Origin of the sequence: Nonomuraea soli, assembly GCF_013761175.1 — a bacterium.
In the GTDB taxonomy this organism is placed as follows: domain Bacteria; phylum Actinomycetota; class Actinomycetes; order Streptosporangiales; family Streptosporangiaceae; genus Nonomuraea; species Nonomuraea soli.
Genome location: NZ_JACDUR010000006.1, coordinates 899,734 through 922,810, shown reverse-complemented (window position 1 = coordinate 922,810; position 23,077 = coordinate 899,734). Strand labels below are relative to the sequence as shown.

Below are 23,077 nucleotides of genomic sequence, written 5' to 3'. Positions count from 1 at the left end.
TCGGCGCGCGGGGAAGTTCCCAATTCGCAACGTTGCAACCGTTTTGTGATTACCCGTCGGAGTCGGGATGAGCCGCTCCGAAAACGTCCGGCGGCGGGGTCATGCCCAGGTGAAGCCAGGCCCCGGCCGTCGCCACCCGCCCGCGGGGCGTCCTGGCGACCAGGCCCTGCCGTACGAGGAACGGCTCGGCCACCACCTCGACCGTCTCCGGCTCCTCTCCCACCGCGACCGCCAGCGTCGACAGGCCCACCGGGCCGCCGCCGAACTTCCGCAACAACGCGCCCAGCACCGCCCTGTCGAGCCGGTCGAGGCCCTCGGCGTCGACCTCGTAGAGGTTCAGCGCCGCCGCGGCCAGGTCGCGGGTGATCAGCCCGTCGGCTCGCACCTCGGCGAAGTCGCGCACGCGGCGCAGCAGCCGGTTGGCGATCCGGGGCGTGCCCCGCGACCTGCGCGCGATCTCGTGCGCGCCGTCGGCGGGCAGGTCGACGCCCAGCAGGCGAGAGGAGCGGGCGAGCACCCGTTCGAGCTCGTCGACCTCGTAGAAGTCCATGTGGGCGGTGAAGCCGAAACGGTCGCGCAGCGGCGCGGGCAGCAGGCCCGCCCTGGTGGTGGCGCCCACCAGCGTGAACGGCGCGATCTCCAGCGGGATCGCCGTCGCCCCCGGGCCCTTGCCCACGACGATGTCGACACGGAAGTCCTCCATCGCCAGGTACAGCATCTCCTCGGCGGGGCGGGCCATGCGGTGGATCTCGTCGATGAACAGCACCTCGCCCTCGGCGAGCGTCGACAGGATCGCGGCCAGGTCACCGGCGCGCTCCAGCGCGGGACCGCTGGTGATGCGCAGCGGGGCGCCGAGCTCGTAGGCGATGATCATCGCGAGGGTCGTCTTGCCGAGGCCGGGCGAGCCGCTCATCAGCACATGGTCGGGGGCCTTGCCGCGCTTCAGGGCGCCCTGCAGGACCAGCGAGAGCTGCTCGCGCACGCGGGACTGGCCGATGAACTCGCCGAGCGACTTGGGGCGCAGGGCCGCCTCGATCTGCAGGTCGTTGTCGTCGGCCTGGGCCGAGATCAGGTCACGGTCGAAGCTCATGCCCGCCCTCCGCCCGTCGTGCGAGCCCACGGACCACCCGCCCGCCACCCACGCTCGGCGCGGCCGCGGTCGTCGTTCGCGTGCCCGTCATCGAATGCTCATCGCCCTCAGCGCGGCCTTCAGCAGCGCCGCCACCTGGGGCTCGCGCCCGGCCTTCACGTCGGCCTCGGCCATCGGCTCCACCAGCGCCAGCGCGTCGTCGGCGTCCTTGCTCGAATATCCCAGCCCCACCAGACCGGTGTGCACCTGCTCCCGCCACACCGTGCGGCTCGCCGCGCCGTTGATGGCCGCGTTGACCGCCTCCTCCGGCGTGCCGAGCTTGTCCTTGAGCTCCAGCACGATGCGCTGCGCGCCCTTCTGGCCGATGCCGGGGATCATCGTCAGCGCCTTGAGGTCCGCCGACGCCACCGCCACGCGCAGGGTGTTCGGCGTGTGGACGGCCAGCATCGACAACGCCAGCTTCGGCCCCACCCCGCTGGCCGTCTGCACCATCTCGAAGACGGTGCGCTCGTCCTCCGTCGCGAAGCCGTACAGCGTCAGCGACTCCTCCCGCACCACCAGCGAGGTCGCCAGCCGGGCGTGCTCGCCCACCCGGAGGCCCGCGAGCGTGCCGGGCGTGCAGTGCACCAGCACGCCCACGCCGCCCACCTCCACGACGGCCCCGTCAGGACCGATCGCGGCCACCGTGCCCGCCACCGACGCGATCACACCACTCGCCCCCTTGTCGCGCGTGCGACGGCATCGGCCAGCCGTTGCTGGTTGCCGCCGCGCCAGATGTGGCAGATCGCCAGCGCGAGCGCGTCGGCGGCGTCGGCCGGTTTCGGCATCTCCTTCAGCCGCAGCACCCGGGTGACCATGCTGCCCACCTGCGCCTTGTCGGCCGTGCCGTTGCCGCTGATCGCGGCCTTGACCTCGGAAGGGGTGTACAGCGACACCGGCAGGCCCCGCCGCGCCGCGCACAGCACCGCGATGCCGGAGGCCTGGGCGGTGGCGATGACGGTCTGCGTGTTGTGCTGGCTGAAGACCCGCTCGACGGCGACCATGTCGGGTCTCACCTCGTCGAGCCACTGCTCCAGGCCCTGCTCGAGCGCTACCAGCCGGTCGGGCAGGGGGGCGTCGGAGGACGTGCGCACCACCCCGACGGCGACCAGCGACAGCGGTGCGCCCGCCCGCCCTTCGACCGAGCCGACGCCGCACCGCGTCAGACCGGGGTCCACTCCCAGCACCCGCACCCGCGCACACCCTCCGTCCGCCGAACACTTGTTCGGCGGAGGCCAGCCTAACGGGCTCGGAGGCTCGGCGCACGCACGATGGGGGATCGTGGCGGGCCCGGGAGGCGATGGGGGCGGTTGTGCACGGAGATACCCGCTGTGTCCCGGGCACGGGCAGCTGCGTGCCAGCCCGCTCTCGGCCAGCACCACTCCCGGCCAGGCGGCGCGACGGGACAGGCGGCGTCCGGCCAGGCAGCGTCCGGCCAGGTGGTGTCCGGCCAGGCGGCGTCGGGCCAGGTGGCGCGACGGGCCAAACGGCGTCGGGCCAGGTGGTGTCGGGCGCGAGGTCCCGCATCGGGCGCGCCTATGCTCGGCGGCATGAAATGGGTCACGCTGCGTGAGCTGCTCGCCTTCGACGAGGGCGGCGTGCTGCGGCTGCTCCTGGCCCCCACCGGCCAGGACGTCAGCTTCGACGGCGTGATCATCGGCGACGAGGGCCCCGCCCGCCCGTGTACGAACCGTGTCGTCCTGAGCATCGGCATCTCCGTGGAGGAGGCCGCGGAACGTGATGCCGCCGCCGTGGTGGTGAGGCCCGACGACAGCGGGCTCGACGAGGCCCTGCGCACGGCCGACCAGTACGGCATGGCGCTGCTGGCCCGCGCCGAGTGGGCCGACTGGGACGACGTGGCGACGCTCCTGCGCTCCGCGCTGGCCTACGCGGAGGCGGGGCGGGGCGATCGGATGGCTGACGCGACGGCGGGTGGCGGCCTGGCGGCGCTGGCGTCAGTGGTGGCGGAGTTCACCGGCGGCTCGATCACGATCGAGGACACCCAGTTCCGCGTGATCGCCCATTCGGCGACGGGTCCGGACGCCGACGACCTGCGGCGGGAGACGATCCTGGGCGGCCGGGTGCCCGACTGGCGGGTGGAGGAGCTGCGGCGCAGCGGGCTTCTGCGCACGTTGTGGTCGTCGGGCGAGGTGATCCATCGCCCGGCCGACGGCGGCACGCCGGAGCGGCTCATCATCGCGATCCGGAGCGGCAGGGAGATGCTGGGCTCGATCTGGGCGGCGGCCGACGGCCGGGCGCTGAGCGAGAACGCCGCCAGCGCCCTGGCCAGGGCGGCCGAGGTGGCGGTGCCGTACCTGCTGCAGCACAGGCTGCGGGAGAGCGGCGCGCGGCGCAGGGAGGAGCACGCGCTGCGCGGGCTGCTGGGCGGGGACGGCGACGTGAGCACGCACGCGTGGTCGCTGGGGTTGTCGCCGGGGATGAGGTGCGCGGTGGTCGTCGCCGAGCACGACGGCCCCGAGGGGCAGGCGGCCGATCGGGTCATGGGGGCGGTGGCGTTGCAGGCGGCGTCGTTCCGTACGGCGGCGCGGGTGTTGCGTGAGCCGGGGCGGGTGACGGTGCTGCTGCCGGTCGGCGAGGGTGAGGAGCAGGAGGTGCCCGCGCTGATGCGTGAGCTGGACCTGCTGGCGGCTTCGATGCCGGGCGCAGGTCCTGTGTGGGTGGGCGGTGGCGGGGTGGTGTCGTCGCCGCTGCGGGCGCCGGAGTCGCGCGAGGAGGCCGGGCTGGTGGTGCGTGTCCTGCGCGACCGGGCCGCGCGTGCCCCGCAGGGCGGCGCGGAGGGCCGGAGGGCGCTGGTGGGCGAGGTGGCGCCCGCCGTGGCCGTGCTGCGTGTCCTGGACGTCGTGCGGCCGGTGTGGGAGCTCGGCGGCGGTCCCGTCCACGACCTCGTCAGGACCGATCTGGCCGCGGGCGGCGAGCTGGTGCGCTCGATCGCGGTCTACCTGGAGGAGTCCGGTGACGTCCCCCGGGCCGCCAAACGTCTCGTGCTGCACCCGAACACCCTGCGCTACCGCCTGAGGCGCAGCAGGGAACGTTTCGGCGTGGACCTCGACGACCCCGACACCAGGCTCCTGGTCGCCCTGGCTGTCCGCCTGGTGGACGGCCTTTGGCCCACCGGCCAATCCTGATCAGGCTCCTTGGCCCTGCGGACGAAGACTTCCCGGCCTGTTATGCCCGAATCTCGTTATGCGGTTCTCCGAAACCTCTTCCCCCTTGGGAGCCTTGACGTGATTGAGAGCAGGGTCGCCGACGTCGTCCGCCGCGCCGTGGACACCGGAGCGCTCTCCCCCGGACAGCCCGTGGCCGGTTTCCTCGACGTGGCCGGTGTGCGCGCCTCCGTGGAACGCCTGCACGCCGCCTTCGGCCCCGGCGTGCTGCACACCTTCGCCGCCAAGGCCGCCTCGCTGGTGCCGGTGCTGCGCCTGCTGGCCGGCAGCGGCATGGGCTGCGAGGTGGCCAGCCCCGGCGAGCTGCGCATCGCCCTCGACGCGGGATTCGACCCGGCGACGATCGTGTTCGACTCCCCCGCCAAGACCCGCCACGAGCTGGCCCTGGCCCTGGAGCTCGGCGTCGCGGTCAACGCCGACAACCTCGACGAGCTGCGCCGCATCGACGCCCTGCGCCCCGAGGAGAGCGCCTCGGTCGTCGGGCTGCGGGTCAACCCGCAGGTGGGAACGGGTTCCATCGGCGCGATGAGCACCGCGACCGCGACCTCCAAGTTCGGCGTGGCCCTGCGCGACCCGGGCGCGCGCGAGGCGGTGGTCGCGGCGTTCGCCCGCCACCCGTGGCTGACCAGGCTGCACGCGCACGTCGGCTCGCAGGGCTGCCCTCTGGAGCTGATCGCCGCGGGCATCGCCGAGACGTACGAGCTGGCCGAGGAGATCAACCAGCGGCTCGGCAGGCGCCAGGTGACCGGTCTCGACATCGGCGGCGGCCTGCCGGTGAACTTCGCCTCCGACGAGGAGACGCCGACGTTCGACGACTACGTCGCCACGTTGCGTGCCGCCGTGCCCGGCCTGTTCGACGGCAGGTACGCGCTGGTCACCGAGTTCGGGCGCTCCCTGCTGGCCAAGAACGGCTTCATCGCCGCCCTCGTGGAGTACACCAAGGACGCGGGAGGCCGCCGGATAGCGATCACCCACGCGGGCGCCCAGGTCGCCACGCGTACTGTGCTGATGCCCGGGTCGTGGCCGCTGCGCGTCGGCGCCTTCGACGCCAAGGGCAGGGTCAAGCGGGGCCCGCTCCTGGAGCAGGACGTGGCGGGCCCGTGCTGCTTCGCCGGTGACGTGGTGGCGCACGCCCGCGAGCTGCCTGAGCTGGAGGAGGGCGACATCGTGGTGCTCCACGACACCGGCGCCTACTACTTCTCCACCCCCTGGGCCTACAACAGCCTGCCGTACCCGGCGGTGTACGGCTTCGCGGGCGAGGGTGACGAGGTCCGGCTGGTGACCGTACGGCAGGCGCAGACGCTCGACGAGATCGCCGCGATGAGCGGCCTGGCGCACGCGGCGGCGCTGGCCGGGGTGGCGTGATGGCGACGCGGGAGGCCCAGGAGCGCGACCGGGAGCGCGGCACGAGGGCGGTCCCCGCCCGTCAGTGGGTGCCCGCGGCGCTCGCGCTCGTCGCGAGCCTGGTCGCGGGCCTGATGACGGCGGCGCCCACGGTGTGGGGCCTGCTGCCCATCGCCTTGTACGCGGTGTTGTCGCTGACCGGGATGAACCTGGTCGTGGTCACCGCGATCGCCCTGGTCAGCGCGGTGCTGGTGGCCTTGCCGCCGGTGGGTGACATCGCGTCGACGCTGGCCGCCTCGGTGACGGATCCGGTCACCGTCATCGGCCTGATCATCGTGCTCGGCTCGGCCGCGGGCGAGGTGCTGCGCGTGACCGGGGTGGCCGACGCCATGGTCCGCGGCATCCTGCGCCTGGCGGGCGGGCGGGGCCGTACGGCTCTCATGTACGCGATCGCGCTGGCCTGCCTGGTGCTGGTGTTCAGCCTGGGAACCCTGGCAGGGGCGCTGGCCATCGCCGCGCCGCTGCTGATCCCGCTGGCGGCGCGCGCCGGTTTCACGCGCTCGGCCACGGCGGTCACGATGTTCCTCGGCGGCTGCGCGGGACTGGCGCTGGCTCCGTTCGCGGGCTCCAACGTGGCGATCATGGACGTGGCCGGGGTCGGCTACCCGGCCTACGTCGCTGTGGGCGCGGGACCGCTGGCGTTGTTGTCGCTGGCGCTGATGGCCGTCGTGGTGCCCTGGGTGCAGCGGCGCAGCGAGGCCCGCGACGACCTCTACGAGCCTTCGGACGCCGCGGTGGAGGATGAGGGCGGGGAGCCCGCTCCGGGGGCCGTGAGGGCCACCTGGGCCTTCGCCATCACCCTCGTGGCGACGGTGGTGTACGCCACGGCGACCAGGGCGGGCACGACCTTCCCGCTGGTCGCGCTGCCGCTCATGGCGGTGGTGACCGCGCTGGCCGCCCGGGTGGCGCCTGGCGTGGTCCTGCGGGCGGCGTGGGCGGGTGTGCGCCGCATGCTGCCGATGCTGGCGCTGTTCTGGATGCTGGCGGCGCTGTTCGCCTTCATCGAGCTGCTCAAGCCGTACGACGTGGTCCTGGAGACGTTCGGCCCGGCGCTGGGCGGCATGTCGCCCCTGCCTTTCGCGCTGGCGGTGGCCGCGCTGGGCTGGGTGGGCGTGCCGGGCGCGACGGCCGCGCAGGTGGTGCTCATCGGCGAGGTGTTCGGCCCGCTCGGCGACAGCCTGGGCGTCACACCCGCCGCCTGGGTGGTCATCCTGCTGTGGGCCTCCAAGGCCGACACCTACGGCCCGCTGCCCAACGCCAACATGGTCGGCGTGATGGGCCTGGCCAGGTCCTCGCGCCTGCCGTACCTGCTCGGTGCGGGCTGGGCGCTGCTGATCCCCGCGTGTCTGCTGTACACGGTGCTTCTGGTGGTGTTGTTGTGAAAGCGGAGGTGGTCGCGGCCATGGACGAGGTTCTGATCAGCGGCGGCACGCTGGTCGACGGCAGCGGCGCTGCGCCGCGCGTCGCCGACGTCCTGCTGCGCGACGGGCGGGTGGCGCACATCGGCGAGGGGGCGTCGGCCGGGCACGTGATCGACGCGTCGGGACTGGTCGTCGCGCCCGGCTTCGTCGACCTGCACTCCCACGCCGACTTCACGCTGACCGGCCAGCCGGACGCGGAGGCGTGCGTACGGCAGGGCGTCACGACGCTCGTCACCGGCAACTGCGGCCTGTCGACGTTCCCCGCCCCGGCGTTCGGCGTCGATCTCGGCTTCTTCGCCGACTCCGTCGAGGCCGCCCGTCCGGCCGTCAACGTCGCTCCCCTGGTCGGCCATGGCGCCCTGCGCGCGGCGGTGCTCGGGCAGGAGCAGCGCCAGGCCACGCCGGAGGAGCTCGCCGAGATGCGCCGCCTGCTGGCCGTGGCGGCCGGGCAGGGCGCGTTCGGCCTGACGACGGGCCTGATCTACGCTCCTGGCTCGTTCGCCGACACCGCCGAGATCGAGGCCCTGGCCACCGAGGCGGCGTCGCACGGCCTGCTCTACGCCACCCACATGCGCGACGAGGGCGACCGCCTGATCGAGGCCGTCGGCGAGGCGATCGGCGTGGCCAGGGCGTCGGGGGTGCGGCTGCAGATCTCCCATCTGAAGGCGATGGGCCCGGCCAACCACGGCAAGGTCGCCGCCGCGCTGGAGATGCTGGAGTCGGCCGTCGCGGGCGGGCTCGACGTGGCCTGCGACGTCTATCCGTACACGGCCTCCTCCACCACGCTGACCTCGCGCCTGCCCGGCTGGGCGCTCGACGGCGGCACCCCGGCCCTGCTGGAGCGCCTGGCCGACCCCGAGGCACGCGAGCGCATCCTGGAGGATCTGCGTCCCGCCGTGGGACGCACGTTCCTGCCCGAGGGCGTGATCATCGCCTCCCTCGGCCCTGGCCGTTTCGCCGACCGGGTGGGCGACTCCATCGCGTCCGTCGCCAAGGACCTGGGCGTGGAGCCCGCCGAGGCCGTGCTGGAGGTGCTGGCCGCGCACGAAGCCTCGGTGAGCATCGTCAACCACGCGATGGCCGAGGACGACGTCGACCTGGTACTGCGCCACCCTTCCAGCGCGGTGGCCAGCGACGGCTGGGTGCTGCGCGCGCCGGGCGAGGGACACCCGCACCCGCGCAGCTTCGGCACCTTCGCCCGCGTCCTGGGCCACTACACGCGCGAGCGCGGCCTGCTGGACCTGGCCGAGTCGGTGCGGAAGATGACCTCGCTGCCGGCCTCCCGGCTGGCGATGACCGAGCGCGGCACCCTCGCGCCCGGCCGGGTGGCCGACGTGGTCGTGTTCGATCCCGAGCGGGTCGAGGACCTGGCCACCTACGCCGACCCGTGGCACTACGCGGCGGGGGTGCGCGACGTGTTCGTGGCCGGGCGGGCGGTCCTGCTCGGCGGCGAGATCACCGGCGCCAGGCCGGGCAGGGTGCTGCGCGGGAGGGCGGCCTAGAAGTAGTCCAGGGAGTACGGCGTGGCGGCGAAGATCGTGTCGAGCGCCTCGTCGTGCTCGTCGTCGCCCGCCATCAGCCCGGCGCGGCGCAGCGTGGCGGCGGGCACCCCGGAGTAGAGGGCGGTCAGCGCCCCGATGCCCAGGCGGGCGCCGGATCCCTCGATCGTCGGGCCCGTGGACGTGGCCGTGCCGGAACCGCCGGAGACGTCGATCCGCCAGGTGCCGGAGTTGCCCGCCATGAGCGTGTCGTCCACCGTCACCACGGCCGACAGGGACAGGCCGGACGGATAGCCGCGCCGTTCGATCGCCCCCTGCACGTCGAGGACGCGGCCCATCCAGCGGATGGCGGTGATCTGCTCCCTGGTGCGCTCGCGGGTCAGCCAGAAGACCGGGTCGTCGGGCGCGACGTTGGCGGTGACGTTCTTGGCGACCGAGGAGCCGCTGCCGATCAGCGACCACAACGTGCGCGCGGTCTCGGCGGAGCCGGCGTGAACGCCGTCGACCTCGAGGTCGCCCTTGTCCCACCGGTAGACGGCGAACCCGTCGTCGGCCATGTAGAGGAAGTCGTCCTCCTCCCCGAGCCAGCGCCGCCAGGTGCGCTCCTCCCAGGAGGTGGGCCCGCTGGAGCGTGCGGCTCCGTGGAGGCGGCCGAGCAGCTCGATCACCTCGGGGGCGTCGGCGGGGGTCATGCGGCGCAACGTGACCTCGGACGAGGGCCTGATGGCCCGCAGCGCCTCCGCGGGCAGCGTGACGCGGTTGAGCGTGCCCGTGTGCTCGTAGCCGAGTGAGCGGTAGATCGGCGTGGTCGCGGGATACAGGCTCGACATGGCCGATCCCTGTTCGACGGCGCGCTCGAGCAGGGCGCCCATGATGGCGGTGCCCACGCCGCGACCGCGGAACTCGGGGTTGACGATGACGCCGGCGACACCGGCCAGCGCCTGCGGCCTGCCGTGCCACCACTGGGTGAGCCTGCGCAGGCGGGCGCTGGCGGCCAGCCTGCCGCCGAGGAAGGCTCCGAGGTAACGCCCCTCGGGCAGCGTGGGGGCGACCAGCGCGCGCCACCGCTCGGCGTCGGCCGCGCCGAGCGGGCCGAAACTGCGCCTGCGGGCGTCGAGCACCTGGTCGAGGTCATCGGTGGTGAGGTCGCGAATCTCCATGAAGGGAGAATCTAGCCAGCGGCGCTCGCGCCCCACCAACCGATATCCCGCGATCAGGCGTCGATCTTCTCCATGACCTCGTCGCTCACGTCGAAGTTGGCGTAGACGTTCTGCACGTCGTCTGAGTCTTCGAGGGCGTCGATGAGGCGGAAGATCTTGCGCGCGCCGTCCTCGTCGAGCGGAACGTTCATGGTGGCCATGAACGACGACTCGGCCGAGTCGTAGTCGATGCCGGCCTCCTGCAGGGCCTTGCGCACCGGCACCAGGTCGCCGGCCTCGGAGACGACCTCGAAGGACTCGCCCAGGTCGTTGACCTCCTCGGCGCCGGCCTCCAGGACGGCGTCGAGGATCTGGTCCTCGCTGTAGGCGACCGTGGTGCCCTTCTTGGCGTCGGTCACGACCTCCTTGGGCACCAGGACGACGCCCTTGCGGTTGAACATGTAGGCCACCGAGCCCGGGTCGGCGAGCGAGCCGCCGTTGCGGGTCAGCGCGACGCGTACCTCGGAGGCGGCGCGGTTGCGGTTGTCGGTGAGGCACTCGATGAGCACCGCGACGCCGTTGGGTCCGTAGCCTTCGTACATGATCGTCTGCCAGTCGGCGCCGCCGGTCTCCAGGCCGCCGCCGCGCTTGCGGGCACGCTCGATGTTGTCGATCGGGACCGAGCTCTTCTTGGCCTTGTAGATGGCGTCGAACAGCGTCGGGTTGGCATCCGGGTCAGGGCCGCCGGTCCGTGCTGCCACTTCGATGTTCTTGATCAGCTTGGCGAACAGCTTGCCACGCTTGGCGTCGAGCGCAGCCTTCTTGTGCTTCGTCGTCGCCCATTTGGAGTGGCCGGACATGACTTACAGCTCCCTCACCAGGTTTACGAAGTATTCATGCACGCGCGTGTCACCCGTCAGCTCGGGGTGGAACGATGTCGCGAGCAGCGGTCCTTGCCGGACCGCGACGATCCTATCGCCAGTCGAGGCCAGCACCTCGACATCGGGCCCGACCGATTCCACCCAGGGCGCCCTGATGAACACCGCGCGGATCGCCCGCCCGGCGAAGGTCAGGTCCTCCTCGAAGGAGTCGACCTGCCGCCCGAAGGCGTTACGGCGCACGGTCATGTCGATGCCGCCGAGCGTCTGCTGTCCCGCGATGCCGTCCTCGATGCGGTCGGCCAGCATGATCATGCCGGCGCAGGAGCCGTAGGCGGGCATGCCGTTCTTGACGCGCAGCCGCAGCGGTTCGAGCATCTCGAAGGTGTGGGCCAGCTTCCACATGGTCGTGGACTCGCCGCCGGGGATCACCAGCGCGTCGACCGTCTCGAGCTCGCCCGGCCTGCGTACGGCTACCGCCGTGGCTCCCGCGGCCTCCAGTGCGTGCGCGTGCTCGCGCACGTCGCCCTGGAGCGCCAGCACACCGATCGTGGGCACGCGTCGTCCTTCCGTCGAATGGGTTCACCCGATTCAACACCACGCGAGTCAGCGCTCTTCCTTCAGGTACAGCGGCCGGTGGTCCGAGGGTGCCTGACGCGGCCCGACGCGGCAGGAGCGCATGCTCCCGGCGAACAGGTAGTCGATCTTCCGGTCCTTGAAGGTGACGCCGTGGCAGCGCCGGAACCCGGCGGCCTGGACACCCTGGAGGTTGAGGTCGCCGCCGAACACGTTGCGGTGGCCCGGCTTGACGGCCACCTCGCGGAACCGTTCGAGCTGTTTCACCCGGTACGGCCTGCCCGGCTGGTGGTCGTCGCCCGCCATGCCGGACGACAGGTGCGTGCCGCAGGCGTGCAGCTTGACGGCCGGCACGGTGGCGCACAGAACGGCACGCTTGACGTACCACGGCGGCGAGGGCAGGTGGTGCACGCGGAAGCTCGCCTCGTGATCGGCCACGGCGACCGCGATGCCCTGCACTCCCCTGGCCCGGCCCTGGTAGTCGGGGTGGCAGGCGTGGGGCCGGCCGTCGGCGTAGGTCATCGCCCAGGCCTTCACGGTCCAGGTGCGCCCGCTGCGTTCCCGCAGCGCCTCCTCCAGCGGCTCGGCGGCGCCGGTGCAGAACTCCTGGAGGAAGATCAGGTCCTGTCCTTCGGCGTGGTGGGCGATCGTCCAGGCCTGTTCGTACACGCCCGCTCTGTACAGCGGGCAGTCGCCGTTGGTTCCTCCGCAGATGTTCCAGGTCATGACGGAGACGGGCTGGGGGGTGAGCGCCAGGAGCAGGCTCGCCAACGCGGGGATCATGTCCCCTATGCAACCACGGCGTGCTGGACGTCGACGCGTCGCAGGCCGCGCAGGTGGTGGCGCCTGCCGTACAGGATGGTCATGCCGGCCAGGCAGCAGACGGCGCCGAGCAGGTACGGCACCGCCACACCGACCTCCTCGCCCAGCTTGGTGGCCAGGTAGGGGGCCAGCGCGCCGCCCATCCACCGCACGAAGTTGTAGCCCGCCGAGGCGACCGGCCTGGGCGCGTCGGAGACCTCCATGGCCGATTCGGTGAAGACGGTGTTGCAGATGCCGATGGGGACGCCGGTCAGGATGGCGAAGACGACGACCCCGGCGCCGTGACCGGAGGCGGCGATGCCGAGCTGCAGCGCTCCCAGCAGGGCCAGGGCGACGTGGAGCACGGTGACCGAGCCGAGGCGGCGTTGCAGGAGCGGCGCCACGAAGACCGAGCAGAGTGCCACCAGCACACCCCAGCAGAAGAAGACCGCGCCGATGCCGTAGGCCGACATGCCCAGGATGAACGGGGTGAAGGCGAGCACGGTGAAGAAGGCGAAGTTGTAGAACAGCGCGGTGAAGGCCGTCGTCGACAGGCCGCCGTGGGCCAGCGCCCTGATCGGGTCGCTCAGCCGCGTCTTGACGGCCGGCCTGGGCGGCGCCTTGAGCAGGGTGGCGATGAGCAGGAAGCCGACGGCCATGAGCACGGAGGTGCCGAAGAAGGGCGCGCGCCAGTTCCAGTCGCCCAGCAGGGCGCCGACGAGCGGTCCGAGCGAGATGCCCAGGCCCAGCGCGGCCTCGTAGAGGATGATCGCGGATTCGGCGCCGCCGCTGGCCGCGCCGACGATGACGGCCAGGGCGGTGGCGACGAACAGCGCGTTGCCCAGGCCCCAGCCGGCGCGGAAGCCGACGAGCTCGGAGACGGAGCCGGAGGTGCCGGCGAGGGCCGCGAACACCACGACGAGGGCCAGGCCCAGCAGGAGGGTCTTCTTGCCGCCGATGCGGCTGGAGACCCAGCCGGTGATCAGCATGGCCACGGCCGTGACCAGGAAGTAGCTGGTGAACAGCAGGGAGACCTGGCTGGGCCCGGCGTGCAGGCCCTGGGCGATGGCGGGCAGGATCGGGTCGACGAGCCCGATGCCCATGAAGGCCACGACCGCGGCGAACGCGGTGGCCCACACGGACATCGGCTGACGGAGGATGCCGTTGCGCATGGGTGGTTCCTAACGAGGTGGATCGGCCCGGCCGAGCTTGTCGAGCAGGGGCAGCACGGTGGCCAGTTCCTCTCGCTCGTCCGGGGTGAGCGTCTCCAGCTGCGCGGCGAGGTAGGAGATGCGCGCACGGCGCACGCTCGCCAGGCGGGACCTGCCGTCCTCGGTCAGCTCGACCGTGCGCACGCGGGCGTCGGCCGGGTCGCTGCCGCGCGTCACCAGCCCGCCGTCCTCCATGCGGTTGATCGCCACCGTCATGGTGGGCAGGTGGACGGCGTGCTCCTCGGCCAGCTCGGTCATGCGGCGGGGGCCGCCTTCGAGTGAGCCGAGCACGGCGTACTGCTGCGGGGTGACCGGCTGACCGGCCACCGCGCGACGCAACAGCAGGACGATCCTGCGCAGGGTGGTGGACAGCTCCCGCGCCAGGACCTCGGAGTCGCTCATACTTAGACAGTCTAAGTTAGACTGTCTAAGTATTCAATCACCGGCGCTCGGTCACGGGCGCTCGGTCTCCAGGCGGACCGTCTCCTCCACCGTCATCTCGGTCGCGGCCATCAGCGTCGGGTCGAGCGGGCGCAGATAGGTCTGCTGCACGCCGGGGACCCGGTCCTCCACGACGAAGGTCGCGCGCGTGTAGACCTCGGAGCCGGGCGTCTGCACACGCGGCACCACCTTGAAGTCGGCGGTCATCCTCTCGCGCTCGATCTTCGTCAGCACGTATCCGCGCTGGTTGTTGTAGAACTTCAGATGCGGATTGATCTTGAGGAAGGGATGCGTGGCCGGGTCGGAGTCGGCCCCGTCTCCCCCGGTGCTGATCGAGGTGGCCACCAGCTCCGAGCCTACGGAAGGGCCGGTCGGGTCGTCGTAGTCGAGCTTGAGGTCGGAGGCCCAGTGGGCGTGCACGTCACCGGTGATCACGACCGCGTTGCGCACCTCGGCGTCGATCCACCCCTGGGTGATCCGCCGGCGCGAGGCCACGTAGCCGTCCCAGGCGTCCTGCGAGGTCACCTTGGCGGGCCCGGCGTTGTTGTCACGCTGGGCGAAGAAGACCTGCTGGCCCAGGATGTCCCACTGGGCGCGCGAGTGGCGGAAGCCGTCGAGCAGCCACGCCTCCTGCTCGGCCCCGGTGATGGAACGCGCCGGGTCGACCGCGGCCGGGCAGTCGCGGTAGCCGTCGCCGCACCCCTGGTCGTCGCGGTACTGACGGGTGTCGAGCATGTGGAAGGTGGCCGTGCGTCCCCACCGGACACGCCGGTAGAGCTGCATGTCGATGCCGCGCGGGATGCTCGTACGGCGCAGCGGCATGTTCTCGTAGTAGGCGCGGAAGGCGGCCTCGCGGCGCGACAGGAAGTTCGGCTGAGGCACCTCCGGCTTCTCCGGTACCTCGTCGGCCCAGTTGTTGTCGAGCTCGTGGTCGTCCCACACGACCAGCCACGGCGAGGCGGCGTGGGCGGCCTGCAGGTCGGGGTCGGACTTGTACTGGGCGTGGCGCTGGCGGTAGCCGGCCAGGGTCTCGGTCTCGGGACCCTCGTGGTGGCGGACGTTGCCGCCGGGGATGGTGTAGGTGTTCTTCGTGTACTCGTACTGGTAGTCGCCCAGGTGCAGCACCAGGTCGGGGCGCTCGGCGGCCAGGTGCCGGTAGGAGGTGAAGAAGCCGTGCTCGTACTGCGCGCAGGAGACGAAGGCCATCGACAACGCTCCGCCGTACGACAACGGGTGGGGCGCGGTGCGGGCCCGGCCCAGCGGCGAGACGTACGGCCCGACACGGAAGCGGTACCAGTACTCACGGTCCGACGGCAGGGAGTCGACCTCCACGTGGACGCTGTGACCCCATTCCGGCGCGGCGACGGCCACGCCCGCGCGCACCACACGCCTGGCCCGCTCGTCGGCGTAGATCTGCCACTGCACCGTGAAGGGCCGCTGCGGCATGCCGCCCAGTCCGTCCTCGGCCATCGGCTGCTGGGCCAGCCTGGTCCAGATGACGAAGCCGCCGTGGTCGGGGTCGCCGCTGGCGACTCCGAGGGTGAAGGGATCGGTGCGCAGGCCCCGGCCCGCCAGTGTCGCGGCGGTCTCGGAGCTCGGGTCGGGGTCGGCCAGGGCCGGGGTGGCCGGGAGGACGGCGGCCGCCGCTAAACCGGTCACGAGGAAGGATCTGCGGTTCAATCGGGACATGTCGCTGAGCTTTGACCACATTCATGAACATGTCGTGGACATCGCTGAAAAATCGCGACAACTTACTCGCGCGGAGCGAGGTTTCCTTCAGACCGAAAAAGGGCGGCACCCGGGCGCCGCCCTTTCGCGAGTGCTACCAGCCGCGCTCGGCCAGGCGGTGCGGCACCGGGATGTCGTCGACGTTGATGCCGACCATGGCCTCGCCCAGGCCGCGCGAGACCTTGGCGATGACGTCGGGGTCGTCGTAGAACGTCGTCGCCTTGACGATGGCGGCGGCACGCTCGGCCGGGTTGCCCGACTTGAAGATGCCGGAGCCCACGAAGACGCCCTCGGCGCCCAGCTGCATCATCATCGCGGCGTCGGCCGGGGTGGCGATGCCGCCCGCGGTGAACAGCACGACGGGCAGCTTGCCGGTCCTGGCGACCTCGACGACCAGCTCGTACGGCGCCTGCAGCTCCTTGGCGGCCACGTAGAGCTCGTCCTCGGGCAGCGAGGTGAGGCGCTTGATCTCCTGGCGGATCGTGCGCATGTGCGTGACGGCGTTGGAGACGTCGCCCGTGCCCGCCTCACCCTTGGAGCGGATCATGGCCGCGCCCTCGGTGATGCGGCGAAGGGCCTCGCCCAGGTTGGTCGCGCCGCACACGAAGGGCACGGTGAAGCGCCACTTGTCGATGTGGTTGGCGTAGTCGGCCGGGGTGAGCACCTCGGACTCGTCGATGTAGTCGACACCCAGCGACATGAGCACCTGGGCCTCGACGAAGTGGCCGATGCGGGCCTTGGCCATGACCGGGATGGAGACGGCGGCGATGATGCCGTCGATCATGTCGGGGTCGCTCATCCGCGACACGCCGCCCTGCGCGCGGATGTCGGCGGGGACCCGCTCCAGAGCCATGACGGCGACGGCGCCCGCGTCCTCGGCGATCTTCGCCTGCTCCGGCGTGACGACGTCCATGATGACGCCGCCCTTGAGCATCTCCGCCATGCCCCGCTTGACGCGAGCGGTTCCAGTGGCTGTTTCGGACACGTTTATGCACCTCACGAATGACTTGGGTTGGCTACTCCAGTTTACGGAGCATCCAGTGGCATCCGTTAAGGACCACTTCCGCGCTGCGGCTTCAGACCACTTCTACGGGGTGACCGGCTTCTTGGCGGCCAGGGCCACCCAGACCTGCCCGGGAGCGAAGTTCATCGGCTCGCCGTCGGGCGTGGTGAAGGTGGTGCCCTCCTCCTCGGAGGCACGCTTCCACTTGGCCTTGAAGGCCTTGCCGTCGCGCAGCACGATCGCGTCGCCCTTGCCGACGGTGTGCACCAGCGGCGTGTAGCTGGAGTTCTTGTCGTGGAACTGCGAGCGCTCGGTCTTGACCCACTGGACCACCACGGTCGGCGCGGACAGCTGGCCGCCCTCGGCCGCCATGTCCTTCTTGCCGTCCTGGTAGATCATCCACTGCTCCTCGTCCGCGGACCACACGAAGTCGAAGCGCGCGGCGGGCCAGCGCACGGTCTGCCGCTTCTTGTCCACCCCGCCCGTCTCGGGGGCCTCACCGAAGGTGAAGCCGATGTCCTTGGCCTTGCTCGCCTTCGGCGCGGCCTTGAGCAGGCTCCTGGTGGTGGCGAACAGGTTGTAGGGGGCGTAGCGGCCCGGCTGGCGGAAGTAGGCGCCGGGGTTCCTGGTGTCGCCCACGTCGAACAGCGAGGCCTCGGCGATGAACGGCAGCATCTTGGTCTGCGCCCCGGAGTAGGCGAAGGCCGGCTTGCCGAACATGGGCGCGATGTGCAGGTCGGAGATGCGGGCGCTGCGGACCGGGCCCACCTTGGCCGGGATCTTCGAGGAGAAAATCGCCATCAACCGGGTCAGTCCCGCCTCGACCTGCTCGATGTAGACGATGTCGGCGCTCTTCAGGCCCATCTGCGGCTTGCCCGCCGCGGTGTTCTCGATCTTGACTGCCAGCACCGGCTTGCGCTTGTCGTCGGGCAGGCCGGTGAAGGGGTGCGTGACCGCCTGCTCGGTCGGCTCGACGGAGGGCGAGGCGGAGGCCGCCTGCGGCTGGCTCGCGGGCGGGTCGTCGGAGGAACACGCCGCGACAGGGACCAGCACAGCCAGGGCAAGCAGCATCTTGCGCACGTTTCAGCTCCTCCGTGGGGAAAACGGGAGAAGCCTACCGGGCCAGCTTAAGGACTTGTCACAGTTTGTCCTACGATCACCCTCACTCCTTGGACATCGACTCCGGAGGGGTGTCGTCGATCTCGAAGAACTGGGGGAAGTCGGTCTTGCCCGCCAGGCGCAGGGTCCTGGCCAGCCAGCGGCGCTGCGCGACCCGCGTCACCGAGACGGCGTTGTTGTAGAAGCTGCGGGAGTAGACGACCTTGGCGATCGCCGCGTCGAGCTCCTCCACCAGGTCGGAACCGCCCGGGGACTCGGCCAGCTTCTCGCGGAAACGTTCCTGCTCCAGGGCTGCGCGCAGGGCCTGCGACAGGTTGCTCTCGGCGTGTTCGCGCTCGTCGGGCCCCGCCGTACGGGCCTCGTGGGCGGCGGCGGCCAGCACCAGCGAGGTGGCCGGGTCGAGCAGGCGCGAGCCGGCCAGCTCCAGGACGACCGCGCGGCGGCGGGTCAGCGCCGCCTCCAGCGCCTCGGCCGCGAGCTCCAGGCGGATGTGCAGCCGGTCGAGGCGGCCGGCGCGCCACGAGATGTAGACCGCGGTCAGCACCACCACGATCGCGACGATGAGGTAGATCACGAGCGCTCCATCACAGGTCCTCCGCGGCCCCGGCGGGGGGCGGGCACGGTCACAGGTCCTCGGCCCGGCGGGGCGGGCCGGGCACGGTCACAGGTCCTCCACGACCCGGCCGGCGCCGGCGGTCACCGTCTCGTAGACGCGCACCACGTCGCGCGCGACCGTCGACCAGTCGTACTTGCGCACCGCGACCAGCGCCTCCGCCGACAGCTTGGCCCGGCGCTCCGGGTCGGCCAGCAGCGCGCGGGCCTCCTCGGCCAGCGACTCGGGATCGCCGTTGCGGAACAACGCGCCCGCCTGACCCTCGCCGAGCACCCGGCGGAAGGCCGGGATGTCGCTGGCCAGCACGGTCGCCCCCGACGACATGGCCTCGGCCAGCACGATGCCGAAGCTCTCGCCGCCGGTGTTGGGCGCCACGAACACGTCGACCGAGTGGTAGGCGCGGATCTTGTCGGCCTCGCTCACCATGCCCAGCAGCGTCACCCGGTCGCGGATCGACTTGGGGATCTTGACCTCGCCCGGACCGGCGATCAGCAGCTTGGCGTCGGGGATGCGCTCCATGGCCTCCAGCAGGATCGGCAGGCCCTTGCGCGGTTCGTCCATACGCCCGAGGAAGCCCAGCGTCGTGCCGTCGGGACCCCACCCGTCGAGCGGCTCGGCCTCGGCGAAACGGCTGACGGTCACCCCGTTGGGGATCAGCACGGTGTCGCCGCCGAACTGCTCCACCAAAGACGTGCGCGCCGCGTCGGAGACGGCGATGCGGCCGTGCAGCTTCTCCAGCGCGCTGCGCAGCAGCGGCTCGGCGATCGCGATGGCGCGTGAGCGGTTGAAGGAGGCGTGGAAGGTCGCCACGATCGGCCCGGAGGCCGCCCAGCAGGCCAGCACGCCCAGCGACGGGATCAGCGGCTCGTGGATGTGCAGGACGTCGAAGTCGCCCTCGTTGATCCAGCGGCGCACCCGCGCCGCCGACAGGAACCCGAACGACATGCGCGCCACCGACCCGTTGTACGGCACGGGCACGGCACGGCCGGCGCCCGTCACGTACGGCGGCAGCTCGTCGTCGTCGCTGGCGGGGGCGATGACGGAGACGTCGTGGCCCTGCGCGATGAGCGCCTGCGTGAGGTCGTCGATGTGCTGCTTGACGCCGCCCGGCATGTCCCAGGAGTACGGGCAGACGATTCCCACCCTCACTGGTCGATCCACAGGCGCTGCATCATGTGCCAGTCTTCCGGGTGGTCGGCGATGCCCTTCTCGAAGACCTCCACCAGCCGCTGGGCGACAACGGCGACCTTCTCCTGCCTGGTGCCCTCGACGGGCACGGGGATCTCCGGGTCGATGATCAGACCCCAGTCGTCGCCGTGGAAGTACGGCAGCGCGGGCAGCAGCGCGGCGCCCGTCTGCACGGCCAGCAGGGCGGGGCCTGCGGGCACCTTGGTGGTGTGGCCGAAGAACTGCACCTCGATGCCGTTCTTGGTCAGGTCGCGCTCGGCGGGCAGGCAGACCACGCCGCCCCGCCGTACGCGCGAGGCCAGCGTGCCGATGGTGTGGCCCTCGCCGCCGGTCAGCGGCAGCACCTCCATGCCGAGTCCTTCGCGGAAGGCGGTGTAGCGGCGGTAGAGCGACTCGGGCTTGAGCCGCTCGGCGACCGTGGTGAAGCGGTGGCCGCTGCCGGTCAGCCAGGCGCCCGCCTGGTCCCAGTTGCCGATGTGCGGCAGCGCCAGCACGACGCCCCGGCCGGAGCCGAGGGTGTCGAAGATGTGGTGGCCGCCGGTGACGTGGGTGCGGCGCACGATCTCGTCGCTGGGCATCTTGGGCAGGCGGAAGACCTCGTGGAAGTAGCGGAAGTAGGAGCGCATGCCGCGACGGCTCAGCTCGCGCAGCTGCTCGCCCTCCAGGCCGGTCACCCTGCTCAGGTTGGCCTCCAGGCGCCGCACGCTCGGGCCGCGCCCGCGCCAGACGCGGTCGGCCGCCAGGTCGAAGCCGCGGCCGGTGAGCTTGTGCGGCAGCAGCGGAACCAGCTTCCAGCCGGCGGTGAACCCGGCCGCAACGGCCCGGTCGGCCATCGAGACGCTCATCGTTCTCCAGTCTGCTTGTGGAGTTCTCCGGTCTGCCTGCGGACGTGGACGACACGCTGCACCACGGTGATCGCGCTGCCCAGGGCCAGCAGCACCATGCCCAGGGCCAGCAGGGGCTCCCAGAACTGCGAGAAGCCCACCGCGCACAGGCCCACGACCAGGCGTTCGGGCCGCTCCACCAGGCCCACGTCGCAGGTGAGCCCCAGCCCTTCCGCGCGCGCCTTGACGTACGACACCAGCATCCCGGCCACCAGGCAGAACAGCACGACGGCGGCCAGCACGAGCTGCTCGTTGAGCACCAGGTAGGCGGCGACGCCCGAGAAGATCGCGGCGTCGGCCACCCGGTCGAAGGTGGAGTCGAGGAAGGCGCCCCACGTGCTGCCCCCGCCGCCGCCGAGCCTGGCCACGACGCCGTCGAGCAGGTCGAGCAGGGTGAACAGGCCGATGATGAACGCTCCCCACCACAGGTGGCCCATCGGGAACATCACCAGGGCGGTGACCACGGTGCCCGTGGTGCCGAACGCGGTGACGGCATCGGGGCCGACGCCCCGGCTCACCAGGGCCGTGCCGAGCGGGGTGAGGATCCGGGTCATGGCCGGGCGCAGGAGTTTCAGCATCGCAGCACGATCGTAGGCCATTTTCTTTGACGCTCACCTCTTGTGATATTCGCCACACGGGTATTTGGTGAACACACCGCGTCTTTGCGGTGGCCTTTCCGCCAAGGCGCGGCGTTCGGGACCTCAACCGACGACGCGGGAGGCGATGTGGCCGAGAAGAACCCCATGGGAGCCGCCGGCAGGGCACCCACGGCCGACAGGGCGGACGGCATACGCAACGTCGCACTAGTCGGCCATTCAGGGGCGGGGAAGACCACCCTCGTCGAGCACCTCCTGGCCGCCACCGGCACCATCCAGCGCACCGGCAGGGTGGAGGACGGCACCACGGTCAGCGACTTCGACGAGGTGGAGGTACGGCAGCAAAGGTCGGTGAACCTGTCACTGGCCCCCATGGTCCACAACGGCATCAAGATCAACCTGCTCGACACCCCCGGCTACGCCGACTTCGTCGGAGACCTGCGCGCCGGGCTGCGCGCGGCCGACGCGGCCCTCTTCGTGGTCTCGGCCTCCGACGGCATCGACGGCCTGACCCAGATGCTCTGGGAGGAGTGCGCCCAGGTCGGCATGCCCCGCGCGGTCGTCATCACCAAGATCGACCACCAGCGGGCCGACTTCGACGAGGTGCTGGCCGCCTGCCAGGACGTCTTCGGCGACGGCGTCGCGCCCCTGTATCTCCCCGTGGTGACCAACGGGCACGTCAACGGCCTGATCGGGCTGCTGTCGCAGAAGTTCTACAACTACGCCACCGGCACCCGGCAGGAGAAGGAGCCAGGCGCGGAGTACGAGTCGCAGATCGAGGAGTATCGCGGCAGCCTCATCGAGGGCATCATCCAGGAGAGCGAAGACGAGTCGCTCATGGACCGCTACCTGTCGGGCGACCACATCGAGACCAAGGTGCTCATCGACGACCTGGAGAAGGCGGTCTGCAAGGGCAACTTCTACCCGGTGCTGTGCAGCGGGATGGGCATCGGCGCGGCCGAGATCCTGGAGCTCATCACCCAGGGCTTCCCCTCGCCGCTGGAGCATCCGCTGGCCGAGATCACCACCGTCGACGGCAAGCCGGTCCAGGGCATCTCCTGCGACGCGGAGGGTTCGCTGGTCGCCGAGGTCGTCAAGACCACCAGCGACCCGTACGTGGGCCGCATCAGTCTCGTGCGCGTCTTCTCCGGCACCCTGCGCCCCGACATGACCGTGCACGTCTCCGGGCACGGCCTGGCCGACCGCGGCCACGAGGACCACGACGTCGACGAGCGCATCGGCACCCTGTCGTCGCCGCTGGGCAAGCACCAGCGCACCGTCGCCAAGGCGATCGCCGGCGACATCGTCGCGGTGGCCAAGCTCTCGCGCGCCGAGACCGGCGACACGCTGTCGGACGTGGAGCGTCCGCTGCTGATGACCGCCTGGACGATGCCCGACCCGCTGCTGCCCGTCGCCATCCGCGCCAAGTCCAAGGCCGACGAGGACAAGCTGTCGCAGGCGCTGGGCCGCCTGGTCGCCGAGGATCCGACGCTGCGGCTGGAGAACAACGCCGAGACCCGCCAGCTGGTGCTGTGGTGCATGGGTGAGGCGCACACCGACGTCCTGCTCGACCGGCTGGCCAAACGCCACGGCGTCGAGGTCGAACGGGTGGACCTGCGGGTCCCGCTCCGGGAGACCTTCGGCGGCAAGTGCCAGGCGATGGGCCGCAACGTCAAGCAGACCGGCGGCCACGGGCAGTACGCCATCTGCCACATCGAGGTCGAGCCCCTGCCGTCCGGCGGGGGTTTCGAGTTCGTGGACAAGATCGTGGGCGGCGTGGTGCCGCGGCAGTTCATCCCCTCGGTCGAGAAGGGCGTGCGCGCCCAGATGGACCGTGGCGTGCACGCCGGCTACCCGATGGTGGACGTGCGCGTCACGCTCTACGACGGCAAGGCGCACTCGGTCGACTCCTCCGACATGGCCTTCCAGATCGCCGGCCAGCTGGCGATGAAGGAGTGCGCGCAGAAGGTGCCGGTGCTGCTGCTGGAGCCCGTCGACGAGGTCTCGATCCTGGTGGCCGACGACTACGTCGGCTCCGTCATGTCCGACCTGTCGTCGCGGCGCGGCCGGGTGCTCGGCACCGAGCCGGTCGGCACCGGGCGCACCCTGGTCAAGGCCGAGGTGCCGGAGCTGGAGATCACCCGCTACGCGATCGACCTGCGCTCGATGTCGCACGGGACGGGCACGTTCACCCGGTCCTTCCTGCGTTACGAGCCGCTGCCCTCGCACCTGGCGGGCAAGCTCTCCACGGCCTCCGAGTGA

21 protein-coding genes are annotated in these 23,077 nt (G+C 71.4%); 5 read left to right on the top strand and 16 right to left on the bottom strand.

Going from position 1 to position 23,077, the window contains the following annotated elements; all coding sequences use genetic code 11:
* Positions 1-49 precede the first annotated feature (49 nt).
* The 3 genes from ruvB to ruvC all read right to left on the bottom strand — a co-directional run bounded on the left by ruvB (position 50) and on the right by ruvC (position 2,322).
* On the bottom strand, positions 50-1,090 hold the full coding sequence (ruvB, locus tag HNR30_RS32420; protein ID WP_181613832.1) for a Holliday junction branch migration DNA helicase RuvB: 1,041 nt from the start codon (positions 1,088-1,090) through the stop codon (positions 50-52).
* Positions 1,091-1,177: 87 nt separating this feature from the next.
* A complete protein-coding gene (ruvA, locus tag HNR30_RS32415) occupies positions 1,178-1,798 on the bottom strand; it encodes a Holliday junction branch migration protein RuvA (RefSeq protein WP_181613831.1) in 621 nt (206 codons plus the stop codon).
* Entirely contained in the window at positions 1,795-2,322 is a 528-nt protein-coding gene (gene ruvC, locus HNR30_RS32410; RefSeq protein WP_181613830.1) for a crossover junction endodeoxyribonuclease RuvC, read from the bottom strand. Before ruvC ends, ruvA begins: the two co-directional genes overlap by 4 nt.
* A 357-nt stretch (positions 2,323-2,679) precedes the next feature.
* On the opposite strand from ruvC, the gene HNR30_RS32405 reads away from it, so the two are divergent.
* The 4 genes from HNR30_RS32405 (at position 2,680) to HNR30_RS32390 (ending at position 8,641) form a co-directional block, all read left to right on the top strand.
* Positions 2,680-4,275, top strand: a complete 1,596-nt coding sequence (locus tag HNR30_RS32405) for a helix-turn-helix domain-containing protein (RefSeq protein WP_246379622.1) — start codon at positions 2,680-2,682, stop codon at positions 4,273-4,275.
* Between the two features lie 99 nt (positions 4,276-4,374).
* Positions 4,375-5,679 carry a type III PLP-dependent enzyme domain-containing protein gene (locus HNR30_RS32400; protein ID WP_312894794.1) on the top strand — a complete coding sequence of 435 codons (1,305 nt, stop codon included), beginning with the start codon at positions 4,375-4,377 and terminating at the stop codon, positions 5,677-5,679.
* The gene (locus tag HNR30_RS32395; RefSeq protein ID WP_181613827.1) at positions 5,679-7,100 is read left to right on the top strand and encodes a Na+/H+ antiporter NhaC family protein; all 1,422 of its coding nucleotides are present in this window, start codon (positions 5,679-5,681) and stop codon (positions 7,098-7,100) included. Before HNR30_RS32400 ends, HNR30_RS32395 begins: the two co-directional genes overlap by 1 nt.
* A gap of 20 nt (positions 7,101-7,120) precedes the next feature.
* Positions 7,121-8,641: an N-acyl-D-amino-acid deacylase family protein gene (locus tag HNR30_RS32390; protein WP_181613965.1), complete on the top strand. Its 1,521-nt coding sequence runs from the start codon at positions 7,121-7,123 to the stop codon at positions 8,639-8,641.
* Here HNR30_RS32390 and HNR30_RS32385 read toward each other — a convergent pair.
* The 13 genes from HNR30_RS32385 to pgsA form a co-directional block, all read right to left on the bottom strand.
* Entirely contained in the window at positions 8,638-9,798 is a 1,161-nt protein-coding gene (locus HNR30_RS32385; protein WP_181613826.1) for a GNAT family N-acetyltransferase, read from the bottom strand. The genes HNR30_RS32390 and HNR30_RS32385 overlap by 4 nt on opposite strands.
* Before the next feature lie 53 nt (positions 9,799-9,851).
* Positions 9,852-10,637, bottom strand: coding sequence for a YebC/PmpR family DNA-binding transcriptional regulator (locus HNR30_RS32380; protein ID WP_181613825.1), 786 nt, complete (start codon positions 10,635-10,637; stop codon positions 9,852-9,854).
* A gap of 3 nt (positions 10,638-10,640) precedes the next feature.
* Positions 10,641-11,213, bottom strand: coding sequence for a pyridoxal 5'-phosphate synthase glutaminase subunit PdxT (gene pdxT / locus HNR30_RS32375; RefSeq protein ID WP_181613824.1), 573 nt, complete (start codon positions 11,211-11,213; stop codon positions 10,641-10,643).
* A 48-nt stretch (positions 11,214-11,261) separates the two neighbouring features.
* The gene (locus tag HNR30_RS32370) at positions 11,262-12,014 is read right to left on the bottom strand and encodes an endonuclease/exonuclease/phosphatase family protein (RefSeq protein ID WP_181613823.1); all 753 of its coding nucleotides are present in this window, start codon (positions 12,012-12,014) and stop codon (positions 11,262-11,264) included.
* Positions 12,015-12,019: 5 nt separating this feature from the next.
* Positions 12,020-13,204 carry an MFS transporter gene (locus tag HNR30_RS32365; protein WP_181613822.1) on the bottom strand — a complete coding sequence of 395 codons (1,185 nt, stop codon included), beginning with the start codon at positions 13,202-13,204 and terminating at the stop codon, positions 12,020-12,022.
* A 9-nt stretch (positions 13,205-13,213) separates the two neighbouring features.
* Positions 13,214-13,645, bottom strand: a complete 432-nt coding sequence (locus HNR30_RS32360; RefSeq protein WP_181613821.1) for a MarR family winged helix-turn-helix transcriptional regulator — start codon at positions 13,643-13,645, stop codon at positions 13,214-13,216.
* A 51-nt stretch (positions 13,646-13,696) separates the two neighbouring features.
* Positions 13,697-15,343 carry an alkaline phosphatase D family protein gene (locus HNR30_RS32355; protein WP_312894793.1) on the bottom strand — a complete coding sequence of 549 codons (1,647 nt, stop codon included), beginning with the start codon at positions 15,341-15,343 and terminating at the stop codon, positions 13,697-13,699.
* Positions 15,344-15,506: 163 nt separating this feature from the next.
* Entirely contained in the window at positions 15,507-16,403 is an 897-nt protein-coding gene (gene pdxS, locus HNR30_RS32350; RefSeq protein ID WP_376771769.1) for a pyridoxal 5'-phosphate synthase lyase subunit PdxS, read from the bottom strand.
* A gap of 96 nt (positions 16,404-16,499) precedes the next feature.
* Positions 16,500-17,486, bottom strand: a complete 987-nt coding sequence (locus tag HNR30_RS32345) for a DUF3048 domain-containing protein (RefSeq protein ID WP_181613964.1) — start codon at positions 17,484-17,486, stop codon at positions 16,500-16,502.
* Between the two features lie 91 nt (positions 17,487-17,577).
* Entirely contained in the window at positions 17,578-18,108 is a 531-nt protein-coding gene (locus HNR30_RS32340; RefSeq protein ID WP_181613818.1) for a hypothetical protein, read from the bottom strand.
* 87 nt (positions 18,109-18,195) lie between these two features.
* Positions 18,196-19,296, bottom strand: a complete 1,101-nt coding sequence (locus tag HNR30_RS32335; RefSeq protein ID WP_181613817.1) for a glycosyltransferase family 4 protein — start codon at positions 19,294-19,296, stop codon at positions 18,196-18,198.
* Positions 19,293-20,180 (bottom strand): phosphatidylinositol mannoside acyltransferase, encoded by an 888-nt coding sequence (locus tag HNR30_RS32330; protein ID WP_181613816.1) that lies wholly within the window; start codon positions 20,178-20,180, stop codon positions 19,293-19,295. The genes HNR30_RS32335 and HNR30_RS32330 overlap by 4 nt, the downstream gene beginning before the upstream one ends.
* A complete protein-coding gene (gene pgsA / locus HNR30_RS49565) occupies positions 20,177-20,797 on the bottom strand; it encodes a phosphatidylinositol phosphate synthase (protein WP_181613815.1) in 621 nt (206 codons plus the stop codon). The genes HNR30_RS32330 and pgsA overlap by 4 nt, the downstream gene beginning before the upstream one ends.
* 165 nt (positions 20,798-20,962) lie before the next feature.
* Here pgsA and HNR30_RS32320 point away from each other — a divergent pair, with 165 nt between their 5' ends.
* Positions 20,963-23,077, top strand: coding sequence for an elongation factor G-like protein EF-G2 (locus tag HNR30_RS32320; RefSeq protein ID WP_181613963.1), 2,115 nt, complete (start codon positions 20,963-20,965; stop codon positions 23,075-23,077).